This window comes from Ferrovibrio sp. (assembly GCF_036381655.1).
Taxonomy (GTDB): Bacteria; Pseudomonadota; Alphaproteobacteria; order Ferrovibrionales; family Ferrovibrionaceae; genus Ferrovibrio.
The window spans coordinates 1-25,733 of sequence record NZ_DASVCJ010000069.1 but is presented as its reverse complement, the minus strand read 5'-3'; the positions used below and the strand labels follow the sequence as shown (position 1 = coordinate 25,733).

Here is a 25,733-nt window from a genome sequence, read left to right as displayed (position 1 = left end):
TCACCAGTAATGCAGAATCGCCAGCATGATCGCAGCGCCATAGGCGCCGGCCAGAAGGTCATCGACCAGTACGCCGGGCGCGCCATTCAGGCTGCGGTCGGCCCAGGAGGCCGGCCAGGGTTTGGTGATATCAAGCACACGGAAGATGATAAATCCGATGGCGTAAAGGACAAAATCCGGCGGTACAAAGAGCAGCGTCAGCCATTGCCCAGCGACCTCATCGATGACGATCTCGCCGGGATCGTCGCCCGGCTGGGCGCGCAGATAAGTGCCGATTGCCCATAAAGCGACAAGGGAAATGGCGGCGGTTGCCGCTGCCAGCGACCAGAGGCCACCGAAATACTGAATCGTCCAGGCGAACGGCAGGGCGCCAAGCGAGCCCCAGCTGCCCGGTGCCGGCCGCAACTTGCCGAGTCCGAACCAGGTGCAGAGCAGGAAAGGGACGGCCGGCACGGCGTCAGCCCGGCAGGCGGATGGTGGCGGTCGCCATTGCAGCAATGCCTTCCCGCCGGCCAGTGAAGCCGAGCTTCTCGGTCGTGGTCGCTTTTATGCTGACCCGGTCACGGCCGATGCCGGCGATCTCCGCGATGCGGTCCCGCATGGCCTCGCGATGCGGGCCGATCTTTGGCGCCTCGCAGATTATGGTGACATCGCAATGAGCCAGCATGCCGTTCCTCTTGGCTACGAGGGCGAGCGCGTGCCGCAGGAAAGCGGCGGAGTCGGCATTCTTCCAGCGCGCATCGCTCGGCGGAAAATGCAGGCCGATATCGCCGTCGCCAAGCGCCCCGAGGATTGCATCGGTCAAGGCATGCAGGGCGACATCGGCGTCGGAATGGCCAGCCAGGCTGCGCTCATGCGGCACGGCGACGCCGGCCAGCATCAGTGGGCGGCCCGGCTCGTCGGCAAAGGCATGCACATCGAAACCCTGGCCGATGCGGATATCTGGCAGACGCAGCAATAGCTGCCGTTCCGCGCGGGCAAAATCACTTGCTTCAGTCACTTTGAAATTCTCTTCGCTGCCCATGACAAGGCGCACGTCCAGTCCGGCATGTTCTGCCACGGCGGCATCGTCCGTCAAAGCCAGGCCGGCGGCCTGCCGATGCGCCGCCAGGATCTCCTGGAAACGGAACGCTTGCGGCGTTTGCGCCCGCCACAATCCCTGACGGTCGGCTCCGCCCCGGATGCGGCCGGCTTCGGCGCGCTTCAGCGTGTCGACCACCGGAACGGCAAGGATTGCTCCGGACACCTGTTTCAGCATCCCCAGCAGCGCGTCGATCTGGTCATGGCGGAGGAAAGGGCGGGCTGCGTCATGGATGAGCACGATATTGGGGCTATCTGCAGCCAGAGCTTCCAGCCCTGACCGGACGGAATCCTGCCGTTCGGCACCCCCCAGGCAAGGCGGCAGCAACCGCGGCTCGCGTTCAAGGCCGGCGATGGCGCTGCGGTAATGCGCCTCGTCGTCGGGATGGATCACCACCATGACCCGCGCTATACCCTCGTAGCCCAGGCAGAAATCGATGCTGTGGCGCAGCAGGGGGGATCCACCAAGCATTTGATATTGCTTTGGTTTTTCTCCGCCGGCACGATTTCCCCGTCCGGCCGCAACAATAAGCGCAGCGGTGATCATGGCGGCACCCTAGCCGAGGCCATCTGCAGTGGCAAAGGCCGGGAGGCGGGCATGCAAATCAATATTGCAGCGCAAAAAGAAACCTCCTAGACTGAACAACAAGTGTGCATTCCAGACTCTGTGCAAAAAATGAGCATCAACGTCGGCCCCGTCTCAATCGAAGACCCCGTCATCCTCGCCCCCATGTCGGGGGTGACTGACCTTCCGTTTCGTCGCCTGGTGAAGCGGAGCGGCGCCGGACTGGTCGTGTCCGAGATGATCGCCTCCGAGGCTATGGTTCGCGCTTCGCGGCAGTCGCTGAAGATGGCGGAGAATGTGCCGGAAGAAGCCCCGATGGCGGTGCAGTTGGCCGGCTGTGAGCCGCGTGTAATGGGCGAGGCAGCCAAGCTGAACGAGGATCGCGGGGCCGCGATCATCGACATCAACATGGGCTGTCCGGTCAAGAAGGTCGTCAACGGCTACGCCGGCTCCGCGCTCATGCGCGACCTGGAGCACGCCAAGAGCCTGCTGACGGCGACGGTCAAGGCAGTGAAGCTGCCGGTGACTTTAAAGATGCGGACCGGTTGGGACGATGCGAACCGCAACGCGCCGGAGTTGGCGCGGATCGCCGAGGGCGAAGGCATTCGCATGCTGACGGTGCACGGCCGTACGCGCTGCCAGATGTATAACGGCCGCGCCGACTGGAAATTCGTGCGCAAGGTCAAGGAAGCCGTTTCCATTCCGGTCATAGTCAACGGCGACATCACCACGCTGGAGGAGGCGAAGGAGGCACTGGAGCAGTCCGGCGCGGATGGCGTGATGATTGGCCGCGGCGCTTATGGCCGGCCGTGGTTCCTGCGCCAGGTGATCGAATTCCTCAAGACCGGCCGGCGCATCGCGGACCCGCCTCTGGCTGAGCAGCAGGGGACGGTACTGGAGCATTATGATGCCATGCTGTCGCATTACGGCGTGCAGACCGGCCTGAAGATCGCCCGCAAGCATGTGGCGTGGTACTCGAAGGGCCTGCCTGGCTCGGCTGAATTCCGCACGCGCATTATGCAGATCGAGACTCCGGACGAGGCGCGGCTGGCCGTGCGCGATTTCTATGCGCCGCAACTGGAAAGAGCGGCCGCCTGATGGTGCAGGTCGAACGGAGCGCCGAGTTGCAGTCAATCGACGCAACCCAGGTGCTGGGCGCCATACCCAATCCCATCCTGGTGATCGGCCGGCATGGCGAAATCTCTTATGCCAACCCGGCTGCGGAACAATTCTTTGCCTCAGGCGCGTCTGTGCTGTGCCGGCAGAATTTGCGCGATATCGTACCGTTCGGCAGCCCCGTCCTGCAATTGGCGAACCAAGTGTTCCGCGAGCGTTACAGCGTTTCCGAATACGACGTCGATCTCGGTACGCCGCGGCTCGGCGAGCGATTGGTTGATGTGCAGATCTCTCCCGTGCCGGAATCGCCGCATCTTGCGATTGTCCGTCTCGATGAACGCAGCATGGCCGCCAAAATCGATCGTGCGTTGACATATCGAGGGGCCGCCCGCTCGGTCACCGGCATGGCCGCCGTCCTGGCGCACGAAGTCAAGAACCCGCTCAGCGGCATCCGCGGCGCCGCGCAACTGCTCGAATTGAATGCCACGCAAGCCGATCGGGAACTGACCCGCCTGATCTGCGACGAGACTGACCGCATCTGTGCACTGGTCGACCGGATGGAGGTGTTCTCGGACAAGCGGCCGATCGAACGCGGGCCGGTCAATATCCATCAGGTGCTGGAGCATGTGCGCAAGGTGGCGCAGGCCGGTTTCGCCAAGCACCTGCGCTTTGCCGAGCGCTACGATCCGTCCTTGCCGCCGGTTTTCGGCAACCGCGATCAGTTGGTGCAAGTCTTCCTCAATCTGGTGAAAAATGCGGCAGAAGCAATCGGCGACGATCCGAGCGGAGAGATCGTCCTGACCACCGCATATCGCCATGGGGTGCGCCTGGCGGTGCGCGGTTCGAAGGACCGGCTGCATCTGCCGCTGGAGGTTTCCGTGCAGGATAACGGCCCGGGTGTCCCGGAGGACATCCGTCCGTATCTGTTTGATCCCTTTGTGACAACCAAGGTTGCCGGCTCCGGCTTGGGTCTTGCACTGGTCGCCAAGATCATTGGCGATCATGGCGGCGTGATCGAGTGCGACAGCCGTCCGCGCCGTACCGTGTTTAGCGCCCGCCTGCCGGTGCATACGCCGACGGCGGAAGATTCTGGAGAGCTCGATGAATGACAAGGGCACTATTCTCGTTGCCGACGACGATCGCTCCATCCGGACGGTTCTGGATCAGGCGCTTGGGCGGGTTGGCTATCAGGTGCGCTCGACTGGCAATGCAGCAACCCTGTGGCGCTGGGCGTCGGAGGGCGAAGGCGACCTGATCATCACGGATGTGGTGATGCCGGACGAGAATGGCCTCGACCTTCTGCCGCGGATGAAGCGGATCCGCCCGGATTTGCCGATCATCGTCATGAGCGCGCAGAAGACGTTGTTGACTGCCGTGAAGGCGGCCGAACGCGGCGCGTATGACTACCTGCCGAAGCCTTTCGATCTCAAAGAGCTGCTGCGCGTTGTCGAACGCGCCTTAAGCCAACCGAAGGCAATGCCGTCCGAGGCGGCACAGGCTGGAAGCGACGAAGAGAAGCTGCCGCTGATCGGCCGTTCGCCGGCGATGCAGGAGATCTACCGCATCATGGCCCGCCTGATGGGAACGGACCTGACAGTGCTGATCTACGGCGAATCGGGCACCGGCAAGGAACTGGTGGCGCGCGCCCTTCACGACTACGGCAAGCGCCGTAACGGGCCGTTTGTGGCGATTAACATGGCGGCGATTCCCCGGGAATTGATCGAGTCCGAGTTGTTCGGCCACGAGAAGGGCGCTTTCACCGGCGCTGCCAATCGCTATGCCGGTCGTTTCGAGCAGGCTGAGGGCGGCACTCTGTTTCTCGACGAGATCGGCGATATGCCGATCGAGGCGCAGACCCGCCTTTTGCGCGTGCTTCAGCAGGGGGAATACACCACTGTAGGCGGCCGCACGCCGATCCGCACCGATGTGCGTATCGTCGCCGCCACCAACCGCGACCTGCGCCAGGCGGTAAATCAGGGATTGTTCCGGGAAGACTTGTTCTATCGCTTGAATGTCGTTCCGCTCCGCCTGCCGCCGCTGCGCGAACGCAGTGACGATATTCCCGATCTGGTCCGGCATTTTCTCGGCCAGGCGGCCGGGCAGGGGTTGCCGCTCAAGACCGTTTCGCCCGAGGCGATGGAACGCCTGCGCCGCTACCGCTGGCCGGGCAATGTCCGCGAGCTGGAGAATTTAGTACGGCGTCTGGCGGCCCTGTATGCCGACGACGTGATCGGCGTTGAAGTGATCGAGAACGAGTTGGCCGAGCCGCCCCAGGCGCCGCGGGCCGCCGAGCCGAGCGAGGAGGAAACCCTGACCGGAGCGATCGAGCGGCACCTGACCAAGTATTTTGCTGCCCAGGGAGACGATTTGCCGCCGCCCGGCGTGTATGACCGGATGCTGCGCGAGCTGGAAATCCCGCTGATTTCGCTCAGCCTGGCGGCGACTCGGGGCAACCAGATCAAGGCCGCCCATATGCTGGGGCTGAACCGCAACACGCTTCGGAAGAAGATTAAGGACCACAATATCCAGGTGATCCGGGGGCTGAAGTAGCCCCGCCCGACGGGTGCTTCGGCCGGTCCGCTGGGCTATGATTGATCCATGGTCCGGCCGCTTCCATACGAATCATGACCGACGACACGATGCCAGCATCGGCAAGTCCGACCGGCCGCATCCTGCAACGGGCGGCGGAGTGGTTCCGTCGTCATAAATTGATCCGTCACCTAGAGATTTCGCTTGCGATAGCGGCGCTGATTGCCGGGACCTTGACCTATCTGGCGATGACCCCCGGTGCCAATCAGGACCTCACGCCGCGCGAGGTCCAGGTCCTGCTGCTGACCGATCTGGTCATCCTGCTGAGCCTGACCTCCCTGGTTGCCCGCCGTTTGGTGATGCTATGGATGCAGCGCCGGCGCGGCGCGGCCGGCTCGCGGCTGCATGCCCGGATGGTCATGCTGTTTGCCGCCGTCACGGCACTGCCGACCGTGCTCATGACCGTCTTTGCCGTCCTGTTCTTTAATCTGGGCCTGCAGACTTGGTTCAGCGACCGGGTGAATGCCGCAGTGAAGGCTTCGGTGGCGGTTGCAGAAGCTTATGTTCAGGAGCATCGCAAGACCATTCAGGCCGATGTGCTGGCCATGGCAGCCGATCTCAATCGTGAGGCACCGAGCCTGGCGCGCAATCCTTATGCTTTCCAGCAGGCGGTTCGCCAGTTGGCACGGTTGCGCAGTCTTGGCGAGGCGATTGTCTTTACTTCCACCGGCGAGATTCTGGCGCGCAACGAACTCAGCCTGCTGATGGAGTTCGACCGAATCCCGACACGCATGCTTCAGGAAGCCAATGCCGGGCAGGTGGTCATCGTGACCACCGAAACAGATGATCGTGTCCGGGCGCTGGTGCGGCTGGACGGCTATCTCGATGCCTATCTCTATGTCGGCCGCTTCGTCGATCCAAAGATTCTTGGTGAGGTTGAACATGCGCGTTCGGCAGCAGCGCAGTACAACCGGCTGGAACAGGCCCGCTCGGCTCTGGAGATTAATTTCGCCGTTTTGTTCATGCTCATCTCGCTGCTGCTGCTGTTCGCCGCCATTTGGTTCGGTTTGCTGATCGCCAATCGCATGGTGACGCCGATCGGCGAAGTGGTGGCCGCTGCCGAGAAGATTCGCGGTGGCGATCTGACTGTACGGGTTACCGAGCGTGCCGATGGCGACGAGATCGCAACTCTGGGCCGGACCTTCAACCGCATGACGGGACAGTTGGCGGCCCAGCAGGTCGAGCTGATCACCGCCAACCGCCAGCTCGACGAACGGCGGCGATTCACCGAAACCGTGCTCGCCGGTGTCAGCGCAGGCGTGATCGGTGTCGATCCGCATGGTCTCGTGACGCTGCCGAATCCATCGGCGCTGACCATGCTGCAGCGGGATTTCGATCATATCGTCGGGCGGCCTTTCGTCGAGGTCGCGCCCGAGATGGCAGACCTGTTCACTTTGGTCAGCCAGGGTACCACGAACACGGTAGAGCGTGGCCAAGTACTGATGCAGCGTGGCGGCAGCAATCGCACATTACTGGTTCGTATCGCTCGCGAAGCAGCCGACAATGAGTTGCTTGGCTATGTGGTGACTTTCGACGATGTCACCGAACTGGTTGCGGCGCAGCGCAATGCTGCCTGGGCGGATATCGCACGCCGCATCGCGCATGAGATACGCAACCCGCTGACGCCGATTCAGCTCTCCGCCGAGCGGCTCAAACGCAAGTATATGAAAGAGGTGCAGACCGACCCTGAGATATTCGCGCAATGCACCGACACCATAATCCGTCAGGTCAGCGATATCGGCCGGATGGTCGACGAGTTCTCGGCCTTTGCCCGCATGCCGCGGCCAGTCTACCGAGAAGAAGATCTCGTGCAGCTTGTGCGGCAGGCCGTATTCCTGCAGCAGGTCGCGCGCCAGGATGTTCGGTTTGAAAGCAAACTGCCGTCTGCGCCGCTGCATTTGAATTGCGATGCTCGCCAGATCGCTCAGGTTCTGACCAATATCCTGCAGAATGCCATCGACGCGATCGATGGGCGGGCCAAGCCGGATTCTGAGCCGTTGCCGCAGGGACAAGTCACGGTGGAGGTTCGGGAGGTCGAAAACGGGGGTGAAGTCCTCGTTCTCGATAACGGCCGGGGGCTTCCGCTGGAGAATCGGGACCGGCTTTTCGAGCCGTACGTTACGACGCGCACCAAGGGGACGGGCCTGGGCCTGGCCATCGTGAAAAAAATTATCGAAGAGCATGGCGGAACCATCACCCTGACCGACGCCGCGGCGTTTGATCCGGCGCTGAAAAATGGTACGTTGGCCCGCATTCGCCTTCCCTCAGCGCCGGGAGCGGCCGCGGAAAGCGGCCGCGAAGCCGTACAGGAAGGCAAGGCGGAATTCTCTAACCAGAACATAATTTTGCGGAAGCTGGGTTCAGGCAGTCATGGCGCGTGACATTCTCATCGTCGACGATGAGGCCGATATTCGCAACCTGGTTGCCGGCATCCTGCAGGACGAAGGCTATGAAACGCGCCTGGCAGCCGATTCCGAGGCGGCGTTGCGGGAAATCGAATCGCGTCGTCCGAATGCGGTGATTCTCGATATCTGGCTGCAGGGCAGCCATCTGGACGGCCTGCAAATTCTCGATCGCATCATCCGTGATCATGCCAATGTGCCGGTCATCATGATTTCCGGCCACGGCAATATCGAAACGGCAGTCGCAGCCATCAAGCGTGGCGCTTACGATTACATCGAGAAGCCGTTCAAGAGCGACCGTCTGCTGCTGGTTGTCGAGCGAGCGCTGGAACAGGCCAGGCTGAAACGCGAGAATCAGGACCTGCGTCAGCGCTCTGACAGCGGTGCGGATTTGATCGGGCAGTCGCCGGCCATGACGGCGCTGCGGCAGACCATCGAGCGGGTGGCGCCCACCAATAGCCGTGTCCTGATTGCCGGACCGGCGGGTGCCGGCAAGGAGTTGGTCGCCCGTTTGCTGCATCAGCGTTCGCGCCGGGCCGGTGGGCCTTGCGTGACGCTCAACGTTGCGGCCATGACGCCCGAGCGGCTGGAGCAGGAGCTGTTCGGTATCGAGGAAGCGGTGAACGGGCAGCGTCATCACAAGATCGGCGTGCTCGAGGAGGCGCATGGCGGCACGTTGTTTCTGGACGAGATTGCCGAGATGCCGCCGGAGACCCAGGCGAAGCTGCTGCGCGTCCTGACCGAACAGAGCTTCGAGCGGATCGGCGGCCGCACCAAGGTTCAGGTGGATGTCCGCATCGTGTCCGGAACGACGCATGACCTCGCGGCGCGGGTGGGGCAGGGCCTGTTCCGGCAGGATCTGTTCCATCGGCTCAATGTCGTGCCGCTCAAAGTCCCAGCCCTGCGCGACCGGCGTGAGGATATTCCCTTGCTGGCGAAGCATTTTGCCAAGACGGAAGCGCAGCGGCAGGGCGTTCCCGAACGCGAGCTTGCCGAAGACGCCTTGCTTGCTTTGCAATCGGCCGAGTGGCCGGGCAATGTGCGCGAACTGCGCAACGCGATCGCCCGGCTGCTGATCATGATGCCGTCCGACCAGAAGGGCGCAATTCACGCTGATATGCTGCCCGCGGATTTGGGCGCGACGCCGCCCGTGGCCTTGCGTCCGGAAACCACGACTGAGGTAATGGCGCTGCCGCTGCGCGAGGCGCGCGAGATGTTCGAGCGTGAATACCTTTTGGCGCAGATTACACGGTTCGGCGGCAATGTGTCCCGCACCGCAAGTTTCATCGGCATGGAGCGTTCAGCGCTGCATCGCAAATTGAAGGCTTTGGGCGTCGTCAACCTGGACCGCAATGGCGCGGCCTGAGGTGTCTGGGAGTTTGCCATGAAAGTCATCGTCTGCGGCGCCGGCCTTGTCGGCACGACGATTGCGCGGCAATTGGCGGCCGAGGGCAACGAAGTCACCATGATCGACATCTCGCCCGAACGCGCCCACAAGGCGGCCGAGAGCTATGATTTGCGCGGCATTGTCGGCCATGCCTCGCATCCCGATGTGCTGGAGCAGGCGGGTGCCGCCGATTCCGACATGTTGATCGCCGTCACTTTCGCTGATGAAGTCAACATGATCGCATGCGAGGTGGCGCGCGCGCTGTTCAATGTTCCGACCAAGATCGCTCGTGTCCGCGCACAGAGTTATCTCAGGCCGGAATGGTCCGACTTATTTAACGAGAATCACATTTCCATTGACTACATCATTTCGCCGGAAATCGAGGTGGCGCGCGCGATTCATCGCCGCATCATGACGCCCGGGGCATTCGAGATGATTCCCTTCGCCGAAGACCGTCTGCGGCTGATCGGCGTGCGGTTGACCGAGGAATGCCCGGTACTGAATACGCCGCTGCGCCAATTGACCGAGCTGTTTCCCGATCTCGCCGTCAACGTCTGCGGCATCAGCCGCGACGGTCGGATGATGGTGCCCGATGCTGACGATCATCTGGAAGTCAATGACGAAATTTACTTCATCGCCATGGCCGATCACGTGCAGCGCGGCATGCGGCTGTTCGGCCATGAGGAGAAGGAGGCTCGCCGCATCGTCCTGTGCGGTGGCGGCAATATCGGACTGTTCCTGGCGCGCGAAATCGAAGCTGCGCAGCCTTCGGTGCTCCTCAAGATGATCGAAGCCAACAAGGAGCGGGCGGAATATATCGCCGGCCAGATCAGGAACGGCGTCGTCCTCAATGGCGATTCGCTGGATATCGAAATCCTCAATGAGGCCAAGGTTGGCGCCTCCGAGGCGATCATTGCGCTGACCAATGACGACGAGGTCAACATCCTCACCTCCTTGCTGGCCAAGCGCGCCGGCTGCCAACGTGCTGTTACTCTGGTCAACAATCCTGCTTACGAAAACCTGATCGGTTCGCTGGGCGTCGATGTCGTTGTGAATCCTCGTTCCACAACCATTTCATCCATCCTTCAGCATGTCCGTCGGGGCCGCATTCGCGGCGTTTATAGCCTTCGCGATGGCGCCGCTGAGGTGATGGAAGCGGAAGCGGTAGAGACAAGCGCCTTGGTCGGGCAGCCGCTGCGCGAGCTCGACTTGCCGGACGGATTGATGATCGGTGCGATTATCCGCGGCGATCAGGTGATGATCGCGCGTGGCGACAGCGAGATCGAGGCGCGCGATCGCATCATCCTTTTCGTCCGCAAGGACGCGGTCAAGAAAGTCGAGAAGCTGTTTGCGGTTCGGCTAGAGTTCTTCTAAAGCCGCCGCGCAAGAATGGAAGGATCGGGATGTCGCGCATCGCCTATGTCAATGGCCGCTACATGCCTTACGCAAAGGCGGCGGTGCATGTTGAGGACCGCGGGTTTCAATTTGCCGACGGCGTTTATGAGGTCATCGCCGTCGCCAGTGGCCGTTTGGTGGACGCTATCGGGCACCTGGATCGGCTTGACCGCAGCTTGAACGAGTTGCGTATTGCCTCGCCAATGAGCCGGGGCGCATTGCTGGCCGTAATGGCCGAGACGATCCGTCGAAATCGCGTTGTGAACGGCAGCCTCTATCTGCAGGTCACCCGCGGCGCGGCGAAGCGGGAATTCGCCTTTCCTGAGAATGCCCGGCCGACTGTGGTCGCAATCGCACGGAATGTGGATCTGCTCAAAGCCGCTGCCAATGCACGCAAGGGCGTTGCCGCCGTGACGCAACCGGACATCCGTTGGGGACGCTGTGACATTAAGTCGGTGGGCTTGCTACCTGCCGCTTTGGCCAAGCAGGCGGCCAAGGAAGCCGGCGCCTATGAGGCATTGCTGGTCGACCGCGACGGCAACATCACGGAAGGCAGCTCGTCGAATGCCTGGATCGTGACCAAGGACAATGTCCTCGTCACCCGGGCGCTCAGCCGGTCGATTCTGGGCGGCATCACGCGCAGCGCGATCCTGGAACTGGCGCGCCGGGAAGGGCTGCGGGTGGAGGAGCGCCCGTTTTCCGTGCAGGAGGCGAAAGCGGCCAAGGAAGTCTTCGTGACCTCGACCACCTCCTTTGCCATGCCGATCGTCATGCTGGACGGGCAGCCGGTCGGCAATGGTGGCCCTGGCACGGTTGCCACCGCGTTGCGTGCGGCTTATGAAGCCCATGCAGCGACGCATGCCACCGGCCATCCCGACTGGCAGGCGCCGTTCCTTCGCCCCTGAAGGCGAGGCGGTCGGCCTAAGGGCCAATGCGGGCGCCATTGTTTTGCCACTTTCGCGCTTTAATGATTTAATGGCGTTGCGAGGGGCAGCGGCCGCCGCCCCGGCAGCTTCGGCTTAGTCCGAAAAAACAAAAGAAAACAACAAGATAAGATAAGAAAGGTCCAAGAAACATGGCCGCAGAAAAGCCTCAAAACGTCCAGGACGTCTTCCTCAATCACATCCGCAAAACCAAGACCCCGGTCACCGTGTTTCTGGTGAACGGCGTCAAGTTGCAAGGCATCATCAGCTGGTTCGATAACTTCTCCGTGCTGTTGCGTCGGGATGGTCACATGCAGCTCGTCTACAAGCATGCGATTTCGACGGTGATGCCCTCCGGCCCGATCCAGCTGTTCGATCCGGCCGCGGCCCAGGGTCAGTCCGGCGCGCAAGGCGAGCAGGGATAATCCGGCCTGATGCCGCGCCAAGCGCGGAGGCATCGATTGTTTTTCTGTAATGTCTGAATCCGAAATCAGGGAAGACGAGCGCACCAGACGGGCGCTCGTCTTGCATCCGGTCATCAAATCGACCCTCAAGGCGGCCCCCGCCGACCAGCGGCGGCGCCCGGAGGCTCGTCTTGAGGAAGCCACCGGGCTTGCCAAGGCCATTGATCTGGAGGTTGTACACGCGGAATTGATCTGGGTTTCGGCCTGGCGGCCATCGACCCTGATCGGGTCTGGCAAGGTGGAAGAGCTGGCGCATTTCATTGCCGAGCATCCGGTCGATGTCGTCATCGTCGATGCCGCGGTCACGCCGGTACAGCAGCGCAACCTCGAACGGGCCCTGAAGGCCAAGGTGATCGATCGCACCGGCCTGATCCTCGAAATCTTCGGCGACCGGGCCCGAACCAAAGAGGGCCGGCTGCAGGTCGAGCTTGCCCACCTGACCTATCAGCGATCACGCCTGGTGCGGTCGTGGACCCACTTGGAACGGCAGCGCGGCGGCTTCGGCTTTCTCGGCGGTCCCGGCGAAAGCCAGTTGGAAATCGACCGCCGCCTGATCGGCGAGCGTATCGCGCGGATCAAGGCTGAGTTGGAGCATGTGGTGAATACCCGTTCGCTGCACCGCCGGGCGCGCCAGAAGGTGCCGTATCCGGTGGTGGCTCTGGTTGGCTACACCAATGCCGGCAAATCGACATTGTTCAACCGGCTGACGGCGTCGGAAGTTTTCGCCAAGGATCTATTATTCGCAACGCTTGATCCGACCATGCGTGTGGTCCGGCTGCCGTCCGGGCGGCGGATCATCCTCAGCGATACGGTCGGCTTCATCTCCGAGTTGCCAACCCACCTCGTCGCGGCCTTCCGCGCCACCCTGGAAGAGGTGATCGCGGCCGATCTCATCCTGCATGTACGCGATATGTCGCACCCCGATCGCGACGCTCAGGCCAAGGATGTTTACGACGTATTGGCCTCGCTGGGCATCGATGACGAGAGCGGCCATCGGGTTCTGGAGGCCTGGAACAAGGCCGATCTCCTCCCTGTTTCCGAGTTAACCACTTTGCAGAACCAGGCGTCACGGCATGACAGTGCCGTTGTCATTTCTGCGCTGGACGGCTCCGGGTGCCCTGTTTTGCTGCAACGGATCGAGGCCATGCTTGGCCGCGACCGGGTTGAACTGGATGTCACGCTGGACGCCGGCGATGGCGCCGCCCTTGCCTGGCTGCATCGTCATGGCGAGGTCATCGATATGCACGAAGAAAATGGGCATCTCAGGCTCTCGGTGGCTATGTCGCAGGCCGAAGCCGGGAAATGGCTGAAACGTCAGGACAGGAAGCACGCGTGACCTTTCCCCGGATCGACATGGATGCAGTTCGGCTGCTGATCGAAGGTGCGGCCGAGACGACAATCCTGCCGCGGTTCCGCCAGTTGAATATCGGCGATATCGATATCAAGACGGGGCCGCACGACCTGGTCACCGTCGCCGACAAGGAGTCGGAAGCCTATCTGGCCCCGCGGCTGCATGCCTTGTTGCCCGGCTCGGCGGTGGTGGGCGAGGAGGCCGTAAGCAGCGACGCCGGAATCCTGGAGGCGCTGCAGCGCTCCGGCCATGCATGGGTGATTGATCCTATCGACGGCACGGCCAATTTCGCGGTCGGCAATGCGCTTTTCGCCGTGATGGTGGCTTTGGTTCACGATGGCGATGCTGTTGCCGCGTGGATCCACGATCCCGTGCGGCGCATGACCTATATGGCGAAAAAAGGCGAGGGAGCTTGGCTGCGCGAAGCGGATGGCAACATGCGGAAGCTCGTCACTCCGAAGCCGCCTTCGCTGGCGCACCTGTCGGGTGCGCCGAATATCCGCTACGGGGATCGCGAGTTCGCCGCCCGTATCGCCCATCGGATCGACAATACCTCCGGCGTGCTGATCTTGCGCTGTGCCGGCCAGGAATACATGGCCATTGCCGAAGGCCACATTCATTATGCCGTCTACAACCGCGCCATGCCTTGGGACCATGCCGCCGGCTGCCTGCTGATTTCCGAGGCCGGCGGGGTGGCGCGCAGGCTCGACGGAAAGCTCTATCGGGCGGCCGACAGGCCCTGGGGCAGTCCACTGGTGGTGGCCAGTGGGGAAGACCAGTGGAATTGGCTGAAATCCGGTATTTTTGACCCCTGACTTTGCTTCTTTTGGCTGGGCGCCCGGCGTTGCCGCAGCAACCCGCGACATGGTAGTTTTCGGGGCCTGATTCCAGGGTCCTCAGGGGGGCCGCTCAGGCGCCCGATTTTGCCCGTAACAAGCCATCCTGGACACCCGTTTCGTGACCGATCAGCCGACGCTTCCGCACGACATTCAGCCGGTCTCCATCGAAGAGGAGATGCAGCGTTCCTACCTCGGTTACGCCATGAGCGTAATCGTATCGCGTGCTCTGCCCGATGCACGCGACGGCCTCAAGCCGGTACATCGCCGTATCCTCTACTCGATGCATGAAAACGGCTACGGCTCCGACAAGCCCTATCGTAAATCGGCGCGCGTGGTCGGCGATGTGATGGGTAAATATCACCCGCATGGCGATCAGGCGATTTACGACGCCATGGTACGCATGGCGCAGCCTTTCTCGATGCGCCTGCCGCTGCTGGACGGCCAGGGCAATTTCGGCTCGATGGACGGCGATCCGCCGGCGGCCATGCGTTACACCGAGATCCGCCTCGACAAGGCGGCAGAGACCATGCTGGAGGATATCGACAAGGATACGGTCGATTTCCAATCCAACTATGACGACAGCACGCAGGAACCGATCGTCCTGCCGGCGCAGTTCCCGAACCTTCTGGTCAATGGCGCGAACGGCATCGCCGTCGGCATGGCGACGAATATCCCGCCACATAATCTCGGTGAGGTGATCGACGCCTGCTGCGCCTATATCGACAATCCCAATGTCACGCTGGAGGAGTTGCTGGAGCTGTTGCCGGCCCCGGATTTTCCGACCGGCGGCATGATCCTCGGCCGCACCGGCGCCAAGGCCGCGATGTGGACGGGCCGTGGCTCGGTAGTCATGCGTGGCCGCGTCCATATCGAAGAGATCCGTAAGGAACGCGAAGCGATCATCATCACCGAAATTCCGTACCAGGTGAACAAGGCGGCGATGATCGAGAAAATGGCGGAAGCCGTTCGCTCGAAGCGGATCGAAGGCATTTCCGATCTGCGCGATGAATCCGACCGAGACGGCGTGCGCGTTGTGGTCGAGATCAAGCGCGACGCAATGGCGGAGGTGGTGCTGAACCAGCTTTACCGCTACACGCCGTTGCAGACCTCGTTCGGCGTCAACATGCTGGCGCTCAATGGCGGCAAGCCGGAGCTGCTCAACATCCAGCAGCTGATCGCCGCTTTCGTGAATTTCCGCGAAGAGGTGATCGCGCGCCGGACGCGTTACCTGCTGGGCAAGGCACGCGACCGTGCCCATGTACTGGTTGGTCTCGCCATCGCGGTCGCCAATATCGATGAGATTATTGCCTTGATCCGCGCCGCCCCCAACCCGCAGACGGCGCGCGAGCAGTTGATGGAGCGTGATTGGCCGGCCGAGGATGTCGCCGACATGATCACGCTGATCGACGATCCCAGCCATCGGGTGGTGGACGGCAAGTACAAACTCTCCGAGACGCAGGCCCGCGCCATCCTCGATTTGCGTCTGCATCGCTTGACGGCACTTGGCCGTGACGAGATCGGCGACGAGATGAAGCAGTTGGCCGATCAGATCAACGAGTATCTGTCGATCCTCGGCAGCCGCGAGAAGCTGCTGGGTATCCTGCGCAGCGAGCTGGTCGCCGTGCGCGAACGGTTCGCCACTCCGCGCCGGACCGAGATCGTCGATCTGGAATTCGAGCAGGACGACGAGGCGCTGATCCAGCGTGAAGACATGGTGGTGACCGTGTCCTTCTCCGGCTACGTCAAGCGGACTCCGCTGTCGACCTATCGGCTGCAGAAGCGGGGCGGCAAAGGCCGCACCGGAATGAGCACCAAGGACGAGGATTTCGTCACCGGGGTATTCGTCGCCAACACGCATCAGCCGGTGCTGTTCTTCTCCAATATCGGCCGCGTCTACCGGCTGAAGGTTTACCGTTTGCCGGAGGGTACGCCGCAATCGCGGGGCAAGGCTTTCGTCAATCTGCTGCCGTTGTCGGAAGGCGAGAAGATCACCACGGTGCTGCCATTGCCTGAGGATGAGACCAAATGGGGCGAGCTGCAGGTCATGTTCGCCACGGCCAAGGGCTACGTGCGCCGCAATGCGCTGTCGGACTTCGCCAACATCAATGTCAACGGCAAGATCGCCATGAAGTTCGAGGGCGAGGATGCTGATGACAGCCTGGTTTCCGTGATGCCCTGCTCGGATCAGGATGACATTCTGCTGGCCTCCTATGACGGCAAATGCGTCCGCTTTCCGGTCACTGACGTACGTACTTTCCAGAGCCGGTCCTCGACAGGCGTGCGCGGCATGAAGCTGGCCCAGGGCGATCGTGTGATCTCGATGTCGGTGCTGCGTCATATCGAGGTCAGCCCGGAGGAGCGTGAGGCTTATTTCCGTTACGAGGCGGCGCAGGAGCGCATCCGCGCCGGCGAAACCGGCGTCGAGCTTCCGTCCGATATATCGCCGGACCGTTTCACCGCGCTACAGGCGGCCGAGCAGTTCATCCTGACTGTTACCGAGAAGGGCTTCGGCAAGCGCAGTTCGGCTTACGGATATCGCATCACCAGCCGCGGCGGCTCGGGCATCATCAATATCGAAACCACGACCAAGAACGGCAAGGTGGTCTCGGCCTCGCCGGTCGAGCATGACGATCAGATCATGCTGGTGACCGATGGCGGCCAGGTGATCCGTTGCCCGGTGGACGATATTCGCATCGCAGGTCGCAATACCCAGGGCGTCATCATCTTCAAGCTGAGTGATGGCGAGAAGGTTGCTTCCGTGGCGCATTTGCCGGAAAGTGGCCCCGCTCAAGACAACGGCCAAGCCGCGGATGACGCGGAGGACTCTGGGGAGGAGTGATGACCAAGCAGCGGATCGGTCTGTATCCCGGCACTTTCGATCCTGTAACCAAGGGCCATTACGACATCATCAAGCGGGCCGGTAAGCTGGTCGACAAACTGGTGGTCGGCGTTGCCGTGAATGCCGGAAAGGGACCGCTCTTCTCGATGGAGGAGCGCGTCGAGATGGTGCGCGAAGAGATTGGCCCCCTGATGCCTGGTGCGACGCAGTTCGAGGTCAAGCCGTTTTCGAACCTGCTGATGCATTTCGCCATGGAAGTCGGCGCTTCGATGATCATCCGCGGCCTGCGCGCGGTGTCCGACTTCGAATACGAATTCCAGATGGTGGGCATGAATGCCCGGCTGAATCCTGAGATTGAAACGGTGTTTCTGATGGCTTCCGATAACCATCAGTTCATCGCCTCCCGGCTGGTCAAGGAGATCGCCATCCTGGGGGGGGACATCAGCCCCTTCGTTTCCCCACGGGTGGCCGAGCGTCTGCGCAGCCGCGCCGCCGGTATCAAGGCGGGCGGCTGAGGCATCGCCCGGCCAGCTGGATTTCAGTAACCAACCATAGGATTCTGTCGAGAATGCTCCGCCGATATTTTGTGGCTTTTGCCCTTGTGCTGGGTATTGCATCGTGCTTCGGCTGGCCGACCGGTGCTTTTGCGGCGTCGCCGTCCCTGGCGGAACTCAAATCGCAGATCAAGGATCCGGAAAATACCCTGGTTCTGGAGTTGAAAGACGGGCCTGTGGTGATAGTCATGCGGCCCGATCTCGCCCCCAATCATGTCAGGCGGATCAAGGAGCTGGTGCGCCAGGGCTTCTACGATGGCATCGTCTTCCACCGTGTAATTCGCGGCTTCATGGCGCAGACCGGCGATCCGACCGGCACCGGCACAGGCGGTTCGGGGCAGAAGCTGAAGGCCGAATTCAGCCGTGAGCCGCATAAGCGCGGCACGGTCTCGATGGCGCGCACCAACGATCCGAACAGCGCCGATAGCCAGTTCTTTATCTGCTTCGCCGATGCGCCGTTCTTGGATGGAAAATACACCGTCTGGGGCCAGGTGGTGAGCGGCATGGAATATGTCGACCTGATCAAGAAGGGGGCTCCGGGCAGCGGCGCCGTCGATGATCCGGACAAGATCATCCGTATGCGCGTTGCTGCAGATATCAAGTGATGTGGAGGTGACTATGGCGGCCGATCTGGAAAACACCCTCTATCTTGATTTGAAGGATGGCCGCGTCACCATCGCGCTGCGACCGGACCTGGCTCCCGACCATGTCAAGCGGATCAAGAAGCTGGTGCGCGAAGGCTTTTATGACGGCATCGTCTTCCATCGCGTAATCGACGGCTTCATGGCGCAGACCGGCGATCCGCGTGGTGACGGCACCGGCGGTTCGGGCCAGAGATTGAAGGCGGAATTCTCCGATGCGCCGCATGTGCGCGGTACCTGCTCGATGGCGCGGGCACAGCATCCGGACAGCGCCGATAGCCAGTTCTTCATCTGCTTCGGGGATGCGCGCTTCCTTGACGGCCAATACACCGTCTGGGGCGAGGTGGTCGATGGCATGGAGCATGTCGATGCCATCAAGCGTGGCGACCAGGCCCGCAATGGCGCGGTCAGCAATCCCGACCAGATCGTCTCCATGCGCGTCGCTGCCGACGCGGCGTGACGTTGCTGCCCCCCGGGAGGGGGAAGCCATGCTGGTTGCCGATTTTGACTTCGACCTCCCGCCGGCCCTGATTGCCGATCGACCAGCGGTACCGCGGGAGGCGGCACGGCTGCTGCATTACACGCCGAAGGGTATCGATCCAAAGGAATGGGTCGTGCGCGACCTGCCGCTGTTGCTGCAGCCTAACGATCTGCTGATTTTCAACGACACCAAAGTCATTCCCGCCAAACTCTATGGCTGCCGGCGGCGCGGACCGGCGGAGGTTCGCATCGAAGCCTTGCTGCTGAAGTCCGAAGGGCGACGGCGCTGGACCGCCATGGCGAAGCCGGCCCGGCGCCTGAAAATTGGCGATCATATCCGCTTCGATGGCGATATAGATGCCGAGATGATCGATCGTGCCGGCGAGCGCTTGGTTCTGGCCTTCGATCGCGATGATGCCGAACTGTTGGCGGCTCTGGAAAAGGTCGGGGCCATGCCGTTGCCTCCCTATATCACGGCACGCCGTGCCGCCGATGAGCGGGATCGACTCGATTATCAGACCGTCTTCGCCGAGAAGCTTGGCGCTGTCGCGGCGCCCACGGCGGGCCTGCATTTCACGCCGGAGCTGGTCCGCCGTCTAAAAGGGATCGGCGTGGGGCTGGCGCGGGTGACCTTGCATGTCGGGGCGGGCACCTTCGTGCCGGTCAAGGCCGACAGAATCGAAGAGCATCGGATGCACGCCGAATGGGGCGAGGTATCGCCGGCGACCGTGGAGGCAATCCGGGCCGCCAAGGCAGCCGGGGGGAGGATCATCGCGGTCGGCACGACGTCGTTGCGCCTCCTGGAAACAGCGGCCCGGACTGGCGAAGTGCAGCCCTTCCGGGGAGAGACGGATATCTTCATCACCCCCGGCTTCAACTTTCATGTTGCCGATGGCCTGATCACGAATTTCCATTTGCCGAAATCGACCCTGGTGATGCTGGTGGCCGCCTTCGTCGGGGTGGAAGCGCAACGGGCCATTTACCGCCATGCCGTGGAGAAAGGCTTCCGGTTCTATTCCTACGGCGATACAAGCCTGTTGCTCCGCTGATTGGTCGAGACATGACGCTTCGCTATACCCTTCACAAGCAGGATGGCGCTGCCCGCCTCGGGCGGCTGGAAACCGCCCATGGTGTGATCGATACGCCGACTTTCATGCCGGTCGGCACTGCCGCCACAGTCAAGGCCATGGCGCCGGAATGGGTTGCGGAAACCGGAGCGCAGATCATCCTGGGGAATACTTATCACCTGATGCTGCGGCCGACGGCGGAACGGATCGCCAAACTGGGCGGCCTGCACGCCTTCATGAATTGGCCAGGGCCGATCCTGACCGATTCGGGCGGCTTTCAGGTAATGTCGCTGGCGCAGCTCAACAAGGTGACCGAGCAGGGGGTTGCATTCCAGTCGCATATCGACGGTGCGCGCTATGAATTGACGCCGGAACGGTCGATCGAAATCCAGCATCTGCTGGATGCGACCATCACCATGCAGCTCGATGAATGCATCAAGCTGCCGGCCAGCGAACTGCGCATGGATCAGGCCATGCGGCTGAGCTTGCGCTGGGCTGAACGCAGCAAGCAGGCCTTTAAGCCGCGTGCCGGCTACGGCCTGTTCGGCATCGTCCAAGGCGGCACCAATGCGGGACTGCGTGAGCAGTCGGCCAACGGGCTGGTCGGGATCGGTTTCGATGGCTATGCCGTGGGCGGCCTGGCCGTGGGCGAAACGCAGGAAGAGATGTTCGCTACCCTCGATGTGACTGTGCCGCACCTGCCGCAGGATCGGCCGCGTTATCTGATGGGGGTGGGCAAACCATCCGATCTCGTCGGGGCCGTGCAGCGCGGCATCGACATGTTCGACTGCGTCCTGCCGACACGGTCGGGCCGTACCGGCCAGGCCTTCACGCGCCGCGGCAGCGTCAATATCCGCAATGCCCGCCATGCCGAGGATCCGCGGCCGCTGGACGAGCATTGCCGTTGTCCGGCTTGCCGCAACTACAGCCGGGCCTACCTGCATCATCTGGTGCGGTCGGACGAGATCCTTGGGGCCATGCTGATGACCGCCCATAACCTGACGTATTACCAGGATCTGATGCGGGGCATGCGGCAGGCGATCGCCGAGGGGCGGCTGGGGTCTTTTGCCGGGGCTTTCCACCGCGATCAGGCCCTGGGCGATATCGAGCCATTGCCGTGACGCCAGGGCCTCTGTTGCGGCACGGCCGTGTCTTTGCCCTGGCCGCGATCTGCGGAGCCTTGGCTTACGGGGTCGCCCAGGTGGCTTTCCGGCTCCCCCGGAACTGGCGGTAGGCGGCGAGGTCGTTATGATTCGTTAACGATCTTGGCCGGTAATCGAGAACGGTGCGATAGATGAAGGCGAGGATCGCATGAAAGGCATCATTCTGGCCGGCGGAGCCGGCACCCGGCTGCACCCGGCGACGGCAGTCACCAGCAAGCAGCTCCTGCCCATCTACGACAAGCCGATGATCTATTATCCGCTAGCCACGCTGATGCTGGCCGGCATCCGCGAGATCATGGTGATCACCACGCCGCGCGATCAGGTCGCTTTCCGCAATCTGCTGGGCGATGGTGGTCAGTGGGGCCTGGCGATCACCTACGCCGTCCAGCTCGAACCCAGGGGTATTGCCGAAGCCTTCATCATCGGTCGTCAATTCATCGATGGCGAGGCCTGTGCTCTCGTGCTGGGCGATAACATCTTCTACGGCGAGGGATTCGGGGATGTCTTGCGCCGTGCCGCTGCCAGCGAGAAAGGCGCGGTGGTATTCGGCTATTGGGTGGCCGATCCGGAACGTTACGGCGTGCTCGATCTCAACCCCGACAAATCCGTACGCGCCATCATCGAAAAGCCGAATCCGGCGCCGAGCAACTGGGCGGTGACGGGGCTCTATTTTTACGACCGGGATGTCTGCGACATCGCAGCAACGCTAAAGCCATCCAAGCGCGGCGAGCTGGAAATCACGGACCTCAACAATGTCTATCTGCAACGGGGCCAGTTGAAGGTCGAATTGTTCGGCCGCGGCTTTGCCTGGCTGGATACCGGCACCCCGGACAGCCTGCTGGATGCCTGCAATTTCATCGCCACGGTCGAGAAGCGCCAGGGCCTGAAGATCGCGGCACCCGAGGAAATCGCCTGGCGGTCCGGCTTTATCGGGGTCGATCAGGTGCGCAGGATTGCCGATGCCTATGGCACCAAGAACGGCTACGGCCAGTATCTCCATCGTATCCTGAAAGAATACGGGGAGCGGAGCTGACTATGCGCATTTTCGCGACCGATCTGCCGGATGTCTTCATCATCGAGATGCGCCATTTCTCTGACGATCGCGGCTTCATCAAGGAGCTGTGGAACGCGCCGCGCTATCTCAATCACGGCCTGGGTGTTCCCTCCGTGCAGGCCAATTTTTCCCGCTCGCGCAGGAATGTCATCCGGGGATTGCATTATCAGGAACCGCACGGTCAGGGCAAATTGGTCACCGCCTTGGCCGGCGAGGTCTTCGATGTCGCGGTCGATATCCGCAAAGGCTCGCCCACATTCGGCAAGTGGACCGGAACGATCCTGTCCGGCGACAACCATCGCCAGCTTTGGATTCCGCCGGGCTTCGCGCATGGCTTTGCCGTGCTGAGCGACAGCGCCGATTTTCTCTATCAGTGCACGGCGCCTTACGATCCGAATTGCGAGCACGTCATCCGCTGGGACGATCCGGCGATCGGCATCGACTGGCAGGTAAGGGGAGAGCCGGTCATTGCGCCGAGAGACCAACGGGCGCCCCTGCTCAGCGAGGCTCGGGTCCTACCGCCGTATTTCCCGCTGCCGCCGCTTGTCGTTGGCAATGGCGGCAAGCGCGACGAGGTCTGAACGGCGATGCCGCGCATCGCCGTCATCGGCAGTGCAACTGGCCAGTTGGCGCATTCCCTGCTGGAGGCCGCGCCGAGCGAGGTGATGTTGCTCGGGCGTCCGCAACTCGATCTGTCCAGTCCGGACACGGTCAAGGCTGCCCTGGCGTCGGTAAAGGCTGACATTGTCGTCAACGCGGCCGCCTATACAGCCGTCGACAGGGCGGAGAGCGAACCGGATATGGCTTTCCGCGTAAACCGGGACGGCGCGGCCGCTGTTGCGGAAGCCTGCTACCGCCAGCACCTGCCGCTGATTCACGTTTCCACCGACTATGTTTTCGATGGATGCAAGCCCGGCGCCTGGCGCGAGGGCGACGACTGTAATCCGCAGGGGGTATACGGTCGTTCGAAATGGGAGGGCGAGCAGGCCGTGCTGGCCAGCGGCGCGCGGGCCGTCGTGCTGCGGACCGCCTGGGTGCATAGCCCCTTCGGCAACAACTTCGTCAAGACCATGCTGCGTTTGGCCCGCGAGCGCGATGGCTTGCGCGTTGTCGATGACCAGCATGGCTCGCCGACCTACGCCCCCGACCTCGCCTCCGCCATTCTCGCGATGACCACCCGCCTGGTGGCGGAGCCTGCCAATGCGGCGCTGACCGACATCTTCCATCTGGCCGGCGCCGGCAGCGCCACTTGGTGCGGCTTTGCCAGGGAAATCATGACGGTGGCCGCGCAATGCGGCGTTCGCAGCGTGCCGGTACAGGCGATCACGACGGCGGACTATCCGACGCCGGCAAAACGCCCAACCAATTCGGTGCTCGACACCGCGAAAATCTGGCAGGTTTACAACCTGGTCCTGCCGCCCTGGCAGGATGGCGTGCGGCGCTGCGTCGCCCGCCTGCTGGCAGGCGGTCGGAATAGGGAAGTGAAGTGGTGAGCCCGCCGGGAAACCAAGGGGCATCACTCGCGATGCAACAAACGGTTGAAAAGTATGAATATTTTCCGGACGCTTTGAGCCGGCGTGTACTGCCGGCCGGCCATTTGTGTACCAGTTCCCGAGGCGCGAAACAATTTTAAAGGCGGTTTTTAAAGCCGCAGGAAGCTTTCATCTGCTGGCCGCCATTCTGTATGGTCGGGCCGCCCGGAGGCCCTGGGCGGGCAAATTTTCGGCCTTCGCGCGGGGCATTCGTTGCGCGCTGGCGGTGTCTGCTGCCATTTGCGCCGCCCCCAAGCCCCTGTCGGCGGGGTCCGGGGCGGCAGCCCCGGGGCGGTGCCCCTGAGGGTTGAAAAGTGCCCTTTCGATTTCAAAAAAATCGCCGTTTGCGGAATACAGCTGCTCTACTAACTAATACGGCTGCTCTACTATCTGATGGTTCCCGTACCCCCCCCCACTGCCAGGTCAGGATGCCCATCCGGCGGCGCGGCGGGCGGCCTGTTTAACCGCTTCGCGGGTCTTGCCGACGCTATCGGCGATCTGCTGCCAGCTTTCGCCCGCCTGGTGGCGAGCGAGGTATTCTGGGCCCCGGGCATCGGCGCGGCGAATTCCGCCGCTGATTTTGCCGCGCTCTGCCTGCTTTTCTATATTGCGCTCGCCGCGCGCTGCGTAAGTGTGCTTCATCCATTTTTCGATGCTTCGCGCGATACTGCGCGTTTCGCTAATCTTTAATGGCTCGATGAACAGCATATTCTGTTCGTCGATGAAAGCCGTGAGCGCTGCTGAATTAAACTGGGGCATCGAGTATGCGAAATGCCGGGCTGCGTCAAAGAGCGAAACATTGCGCGCCGAATCATCGAGTCGAGGCATGACGCCGCGCCGTGCGTCATCATGTTTGAAGCGGTCGGCCCAATAGTCGAGATCAATCGCGCTGGCAATATAATCCAAAGTGTATAGAAAGCCTTGTGCGCCGCCCGTCCAATTATGCGGCGTCGTCAGTTTGTGGCGCGAGTGCCAAGGGCTTTTCGTCAATAAATTCGAATAATGGGGATCGCCCCCGAGGGCCGCTGTCAATGCGCGCCGCACAAGGCGCGCATACTTCAGGGGCTTGGTCGCGGCCGCGCCGCTAAAGACTGGCGTTTCCAAAAAATAAGAATCATGGCGCCCGGGCCGGCGGGATCGGCTCCCGGCAAGGTTCTGAACTGAGATTGTCGGCGGAAGCCCAAGGTCTTCCCAGCGGTGCTCTTCTGCGGCCTCGCCGTCGAGATCGATAGTCAGGCAGTTAATAAACGTGCCAGTATTAAACGCGACGCGCTCAACATCCAACTCGCGCGCCCGTTTTATCGACGTGCGCCACGCTCCCGACGCGGTCGCGGGGTCATGCACAAGCATGCGGCGTGGCAGCCGGTTCAAGCTTGCGAGGTTGTCGAGAATTTGTAGAGACATTAGGGCCGGAAACCTTCTCTTCCGGCCTTGCCTTTCCACGGTGTCAAGCTATATTTTTGACATCGCTCGCGGCCGGCCGGAAACCCCGCGAGATTTAAGAGGCCCCAGCGTTTGCCGCGCTGGGGCCTTATTCATTTATTCGCTGCTCTCAAAAGTTCAATACCAAAGCCCCGGGCGGCGGCGAGGCGCTCAAATCACGCAAGCGCCGCCGGCCGAGGCGCTACTTTTTAGCGCTCGTTTGCCTTTCTTTTTCGCCACAATTCATAATTTTCAACATGCTCACGCGCTCGCCTGCGCCTGCTCTCCTTTTCAATCTCTTTTTCGCCGTCTATGAAGCCCAGAAAATCGTACTTTCTTTCTATTTCCAGCAGCCTCTCTTTGGCTTTCTTAAGCTGCGCCGCAGCCTGCGCTGCGAGTTCTTCCTTGTTCATATTAAAACCTCCTGGGCTTTGGCATCATCGCCTGCCGGCGCCGTTCTTCCGCCTCGAATTTTCGTTTTTCACGCTCGCGCTCCTGCCGCCGTCGCATCTGTTCAGCAGGCGTCATCGCAAACTCAAGCAGCGGCGGAGTCTCGCTTGACGCGGGCTTAGCCGCTTCTTCGACCTTCGCGATTTCGAAACCTGCATCCTCGAAATATTTCGCGATTGTCGCGTCGCCGCCCGCGATCTCGATGCGGGTCCAACCTTTCGCTTTTGCCTGTGCGATCATGACGCGAATAACAAGTGAGTCGAACTTGCTCGCCGAAATTTCGGCGCCGCGATCTTGCACAATCTCGTTTGACCACGTTTTTATCATTCTGCTATCGCGATAAATGTAAGCGATGGATTCGGCCGCATAATCGTCAATTTTGTGGTTGTAGATTTGCTGCCACAGCCGCGCTTTAAACAA

At 61.8% G+C, this 25,733-nt stretch carries 25 protein-coding genes; 19 read left to right on the top strand and 6 right to left on the bottom strand.

Going from position 1 to position 25,733, the window contains the following annotated elements; all coding sequences use genetic code 11:
• Together VF194_RS15885 and VF194_RS15880 are read right to left on the bottom strand one after the other, a co-directional pair.
• Positions 1–453: a phosphatidylglycerophosphatase A gene (locus VF194_RS15885; protein WP_330892166.1), complete on the bottom strand. Its 453-nt coding sequence runs from the start codon at positions 451–453 to the stop codon at positions 1–3.
• A gap of 4 nt (positions 454–457) precedes the next feature.
• The gene (locus tag VF194_RS15880; protein WP_330892165.1) at positions 458–1,627 is read right to left on the bottom strand and encodes a bifunctional 2-C-methyl-D-erythritol 4-phosphate cytidylyltransferase/2-C-methyl-D-erythritol 2,4-cyclodiphosphate synthase; all 1,170 of its coding nucleotides are present in this window, start codon (positions 1,625–1,627) and stop codon (positions 458–460) included.
• A gap of 129 nt (positions 1,628–1,756) precedes the next feature.
• On the opposite strand from VF194_RS15880, the gene dusB reads away from it, so the two are divergent.
• The 5 genes from dusB to VF194_RS15855 all read left to right on the top strand — a co-directional run bounded on the left by dusB (position 1,757) and on the right by VF194_RS15855 (position 9,118).
• Positions 1,757–2,743 (top strand): tRNA dihydrouridine synthase DusB, encoded by a 987-nt coding sequence (gene dusB / locus VF194_RS15875; protein WP_330892164.1) that lies wholly within the window; start codon positions 1,757–1,759, stop codon positions 2,741–2,743.
• A complete protein-coding gene (locus VF194_RS15870; protein WP_330892163.1) occupies positions 2,743–3,870 on the top strand; it encodes a two-component system sensor histidine kinase NtrB in 1,128 nt (375 codons plus the stop codon). Before dusB ends, VF194_RS15870 begins: the two co-directional genes overlap by 1 nt.
• The gene (gene ntrC, locus VF194_RS15865; protein ID WP_330892162.1) at positions 3,863–5,311 is read left to right on the top strand and encodes a nitrogen regulation protein NR(I); all 1,449 of its coding nucleotides are present in this window, start codon (positions 3,863–3,865) and stop codon (positions 5,309–5,311) included. Before VF194_RS15870 ends, ntrC begins: the two co-directional genes overlap by 8 nt.
• A gap of 74 nt (positions 5,312–5,385) precedes the next feature.
• Positions 5,386–7,731: a PAS domain-containing sensor histidine kinase gene (locus VF194_RS15860; RefSeq protein ID WP_330892161.1), complete on the top strand. Its 2,346-nt coding sequence runs from the start codon at positions 5,386–5,388 to the stop codon at positions 7,729–7,731.
• Positions 7,721–9,118: a sigma-54 dependent transcriptional regulator gene (locus tag VF194_RS15855; protein WP_330892160.1), complete on the top strand. Its 1,398-nt coding sequence runs from the start codon at positions 7,721–7,723 to the stop codon at positions 9,116–9,118. The genes VF194_RS15860 and VF194_RS15855 overlap by 11 nt, the downstream gene beginning before the upstream one ends.
• Here the strand turns inward: VF194_RS15855 and VF194_RS15850 are convergent.
• Entirely contained in the window at positions 9,053–9,289 is a 237-nt protein-coding gene (locus VF194_RS15850) for a hypothetical protein (RefSeq protein WP_330892232.1), read from the bottom strand. The genes VF194_RS15855 and VF194_RS15850 overlap by 66 nt on opposite strands.
• Here VF194_RS15850 and trkA point away from each other — a divergent pair.
• From trkA to rfbD, 14 genes are all read left to right on the top strand, one after another.
• The gene (gene trkA, locus VF194_RS15845) at positions 9,191–10,513 is read left to right on the top strand and encodes a Trk system potassium transporter TrkA (RefSeq protein WP_330892228.1); all 1,323 of its coding nucleotides are present in this window, start codon (positions 9,191–9,193) and stop codon (positions 10,511–10,513) included. The genes VF194_RS15850 and trkA overlap by 99 nt on opposite strands.
• Before the next feature lie 29 nt (positions 10,514–10,542).
• Positions 10,543–11,439 (top strand): D-amino-acid transaminase, encoded by an 897-nt coding sequence (locus VF194_RS15840; protein WP_330892159.1) that lies wholly within the window; start codon positions 10,543–10,545, stop codon positions 11,437–11,439.
• Between the two features lie 170 nt (positions 11,440–11,609).
• Positions 11,610–11,882 (top strand): RNA chaperone Hfq, encoded by a 273-nt coding sequence (gene hfq, locus VF194_RS15835; protein WP_330892158.1) that lies wholly within the window; start codon positions 11,610–11,612, stop codon positions 11,880–11,882.
• A gap of 49 nt (positions 11,883–11,931) precedes the next feature.
• Positions 11,932–13,257, top strand: a complete 1,326-nt coding sequence (hflX, locus tag VF194_RS15830) for a GTPase HflX (RefSeq protein WP_330892157.1) — start codon at positions 11,932–11,934, stop codon at positions 13,255–13,257.
• Positions 13,254–14,087: an inositol monophosphatase family protein gene (locus VF194_RS15825; RefSeq protein ID WP_330892156.1), complete on the top strand. Its 834-nt coding sequence runs from the start codon at positions 13,254–13,256 to the stop codon at positions 14,085–14,087. The genes hflX and VF194_RS15825 overlap by 4 nt, the downstream gene beginning before the upstream one ends.
• A gap of 142 nt (positions 14,088–14,229) precedes the next feature.
• Complete coding sequence (gene gyrA / locus VF194_RS15820) at positions 14,230–16,950, top strand: DNA gyrase subunit A (protein WP_330892155.1); 2,721 nt, start codon at positions 14,230–14,232, stop codon at positions 16,948–16,950.
• A complete protein-coding gene (coaD, locus tag VF194_RS15815; protein ID WP_330892154.1) occupies positions 16,950–17,465 on the top strand; it encodes a pantetheine-phosphate adenylyltransferase in 516 nt (171 codons plus the stop codon). The genes gyrA and coaD overlap by 1 nt, the downstream gene beginning before the upstream one ends.
• Before the next feature lie 227 nt (positions 17,466–17,692).
• Entirely contained in the window at positions 17,693–18,109 is a 417-nt protein-coding gene (locus VF194_RS15810; protein ID WP_414656116.1) for a peptidylprolyl isomerase, read from the top strand.
• A 13-nt stretch (positions 18,110–18,122) separates the two neighbouring features.
• Positions 18,123–18,605, top strand: coding sequence for a peptidylprolyl isomerase (locus tag VF194_RS15805; protein ID WP_330892152.1), 483 nt, complete (start codon positions 18,123–18,125; stop codon positions 18,603–18,605).
• A gap of 28 nt (positions 18,606–18,633) precedes the next feature.
• Positions 18,634–19,674, top strand: coding sequence for a tRNA preQ1(34) S-adenosylmethionine ribosyltransferase-isomerase QueA (gene queA, locus VF194_RS15800; RefSeq protein WP_330892151.1), 1,041 nt, complete (start codon positions 18,634–18,636; stop codon positions 19,672–19,674).
• Positions 19,675–19,685: 11 nt separating this feature from the next.
• Complete coding sequence (gene tgt / locus VF194_RS15795) at positions 19,686–20,813, top strand: tRNA guanosine(34) transglycosylase Tgt (RefSeq protein ID WP_330892150.1); 1,128 nt, start codon at positions 19,686–19,688, stop codon at positions 20,811–20,813.
• A 190-nt stretch (positions 20,814–21,003) separates the two neighbouring features.
• On the top strand, positions 21,004–21,888 hold the full coding sequence (gene rfbA / locus VF194_RS15790; protein ID WP_330892149.1) for a glucose-1-phosphate thymidylyltransferase RfbA: 885 nt from the start codon (positions 21,004–21,006) through the stop codon (positions 21,886–21,888).
• Between the two features lie 2 nt (positions 21,889–21,890).
• Positions 21,891–22,490, top strand: a complete 600-nt coding sequence (rfbC, locus tag VF194_RS15785) for a dTDP-4-dehydrorhamnose 3,5-epimerase (protein WP_330892148.1) — start codon at positions 21,891–21,893, stop codon at positions 22,488–22,490.
• 6 nt (positions 22,491–22,496) lie between these two features.
• Positions 22,497–23,402, top strand: a complete 906-nt coding sequence (rfbD, locus tag VF194_RS15780) for a dTDP-4-dehydrorhamnose reductase (protein WP_330892147.1) — start codon at positions 22,497–22,499, stop codon at positions 23,400–23,402.
• Positions 23,403–23,864: 462 nt separating this feature from the next.
• Here the strand turns inward: rfbD and VF194_RS15775 are convergent, their stop codons facing one another.
• From VF194_RS15775 to VF194_RS15765, 3 genes are all read right to left on the bottom strand, one after another.
• Positions 23,865–24,845, bottom strand: coding sequence for a replication initiation protein (locus tag VF194_RS15775; RefSeq protein WP_330892146.1), 981 nt, complete (start codon positions 24,843–24,845; stop codon positions 23,865–23,867).
• 227 nt (positions 24,846–25,072) lie between these two features.
• Positions 25,073–25,276: a hypothetical protein gene (locus VF194_RS15770; protein ID WP_330892145.1), complete on the bottom strand. Its 204-nt coding sequence runs from the start codon at positions 25,274–25,276 to the stop codon at positions 25,073–25,075.
• 1 nt (position 25,277) lies between these two features.
• A partial coding sequence (locus VF194_RS15765) for a hypothetical protein (protein WP_330892144.1) occupies positions 25,278–25,733 on the bottom strand: 456 nt, incomplete at its 5' end.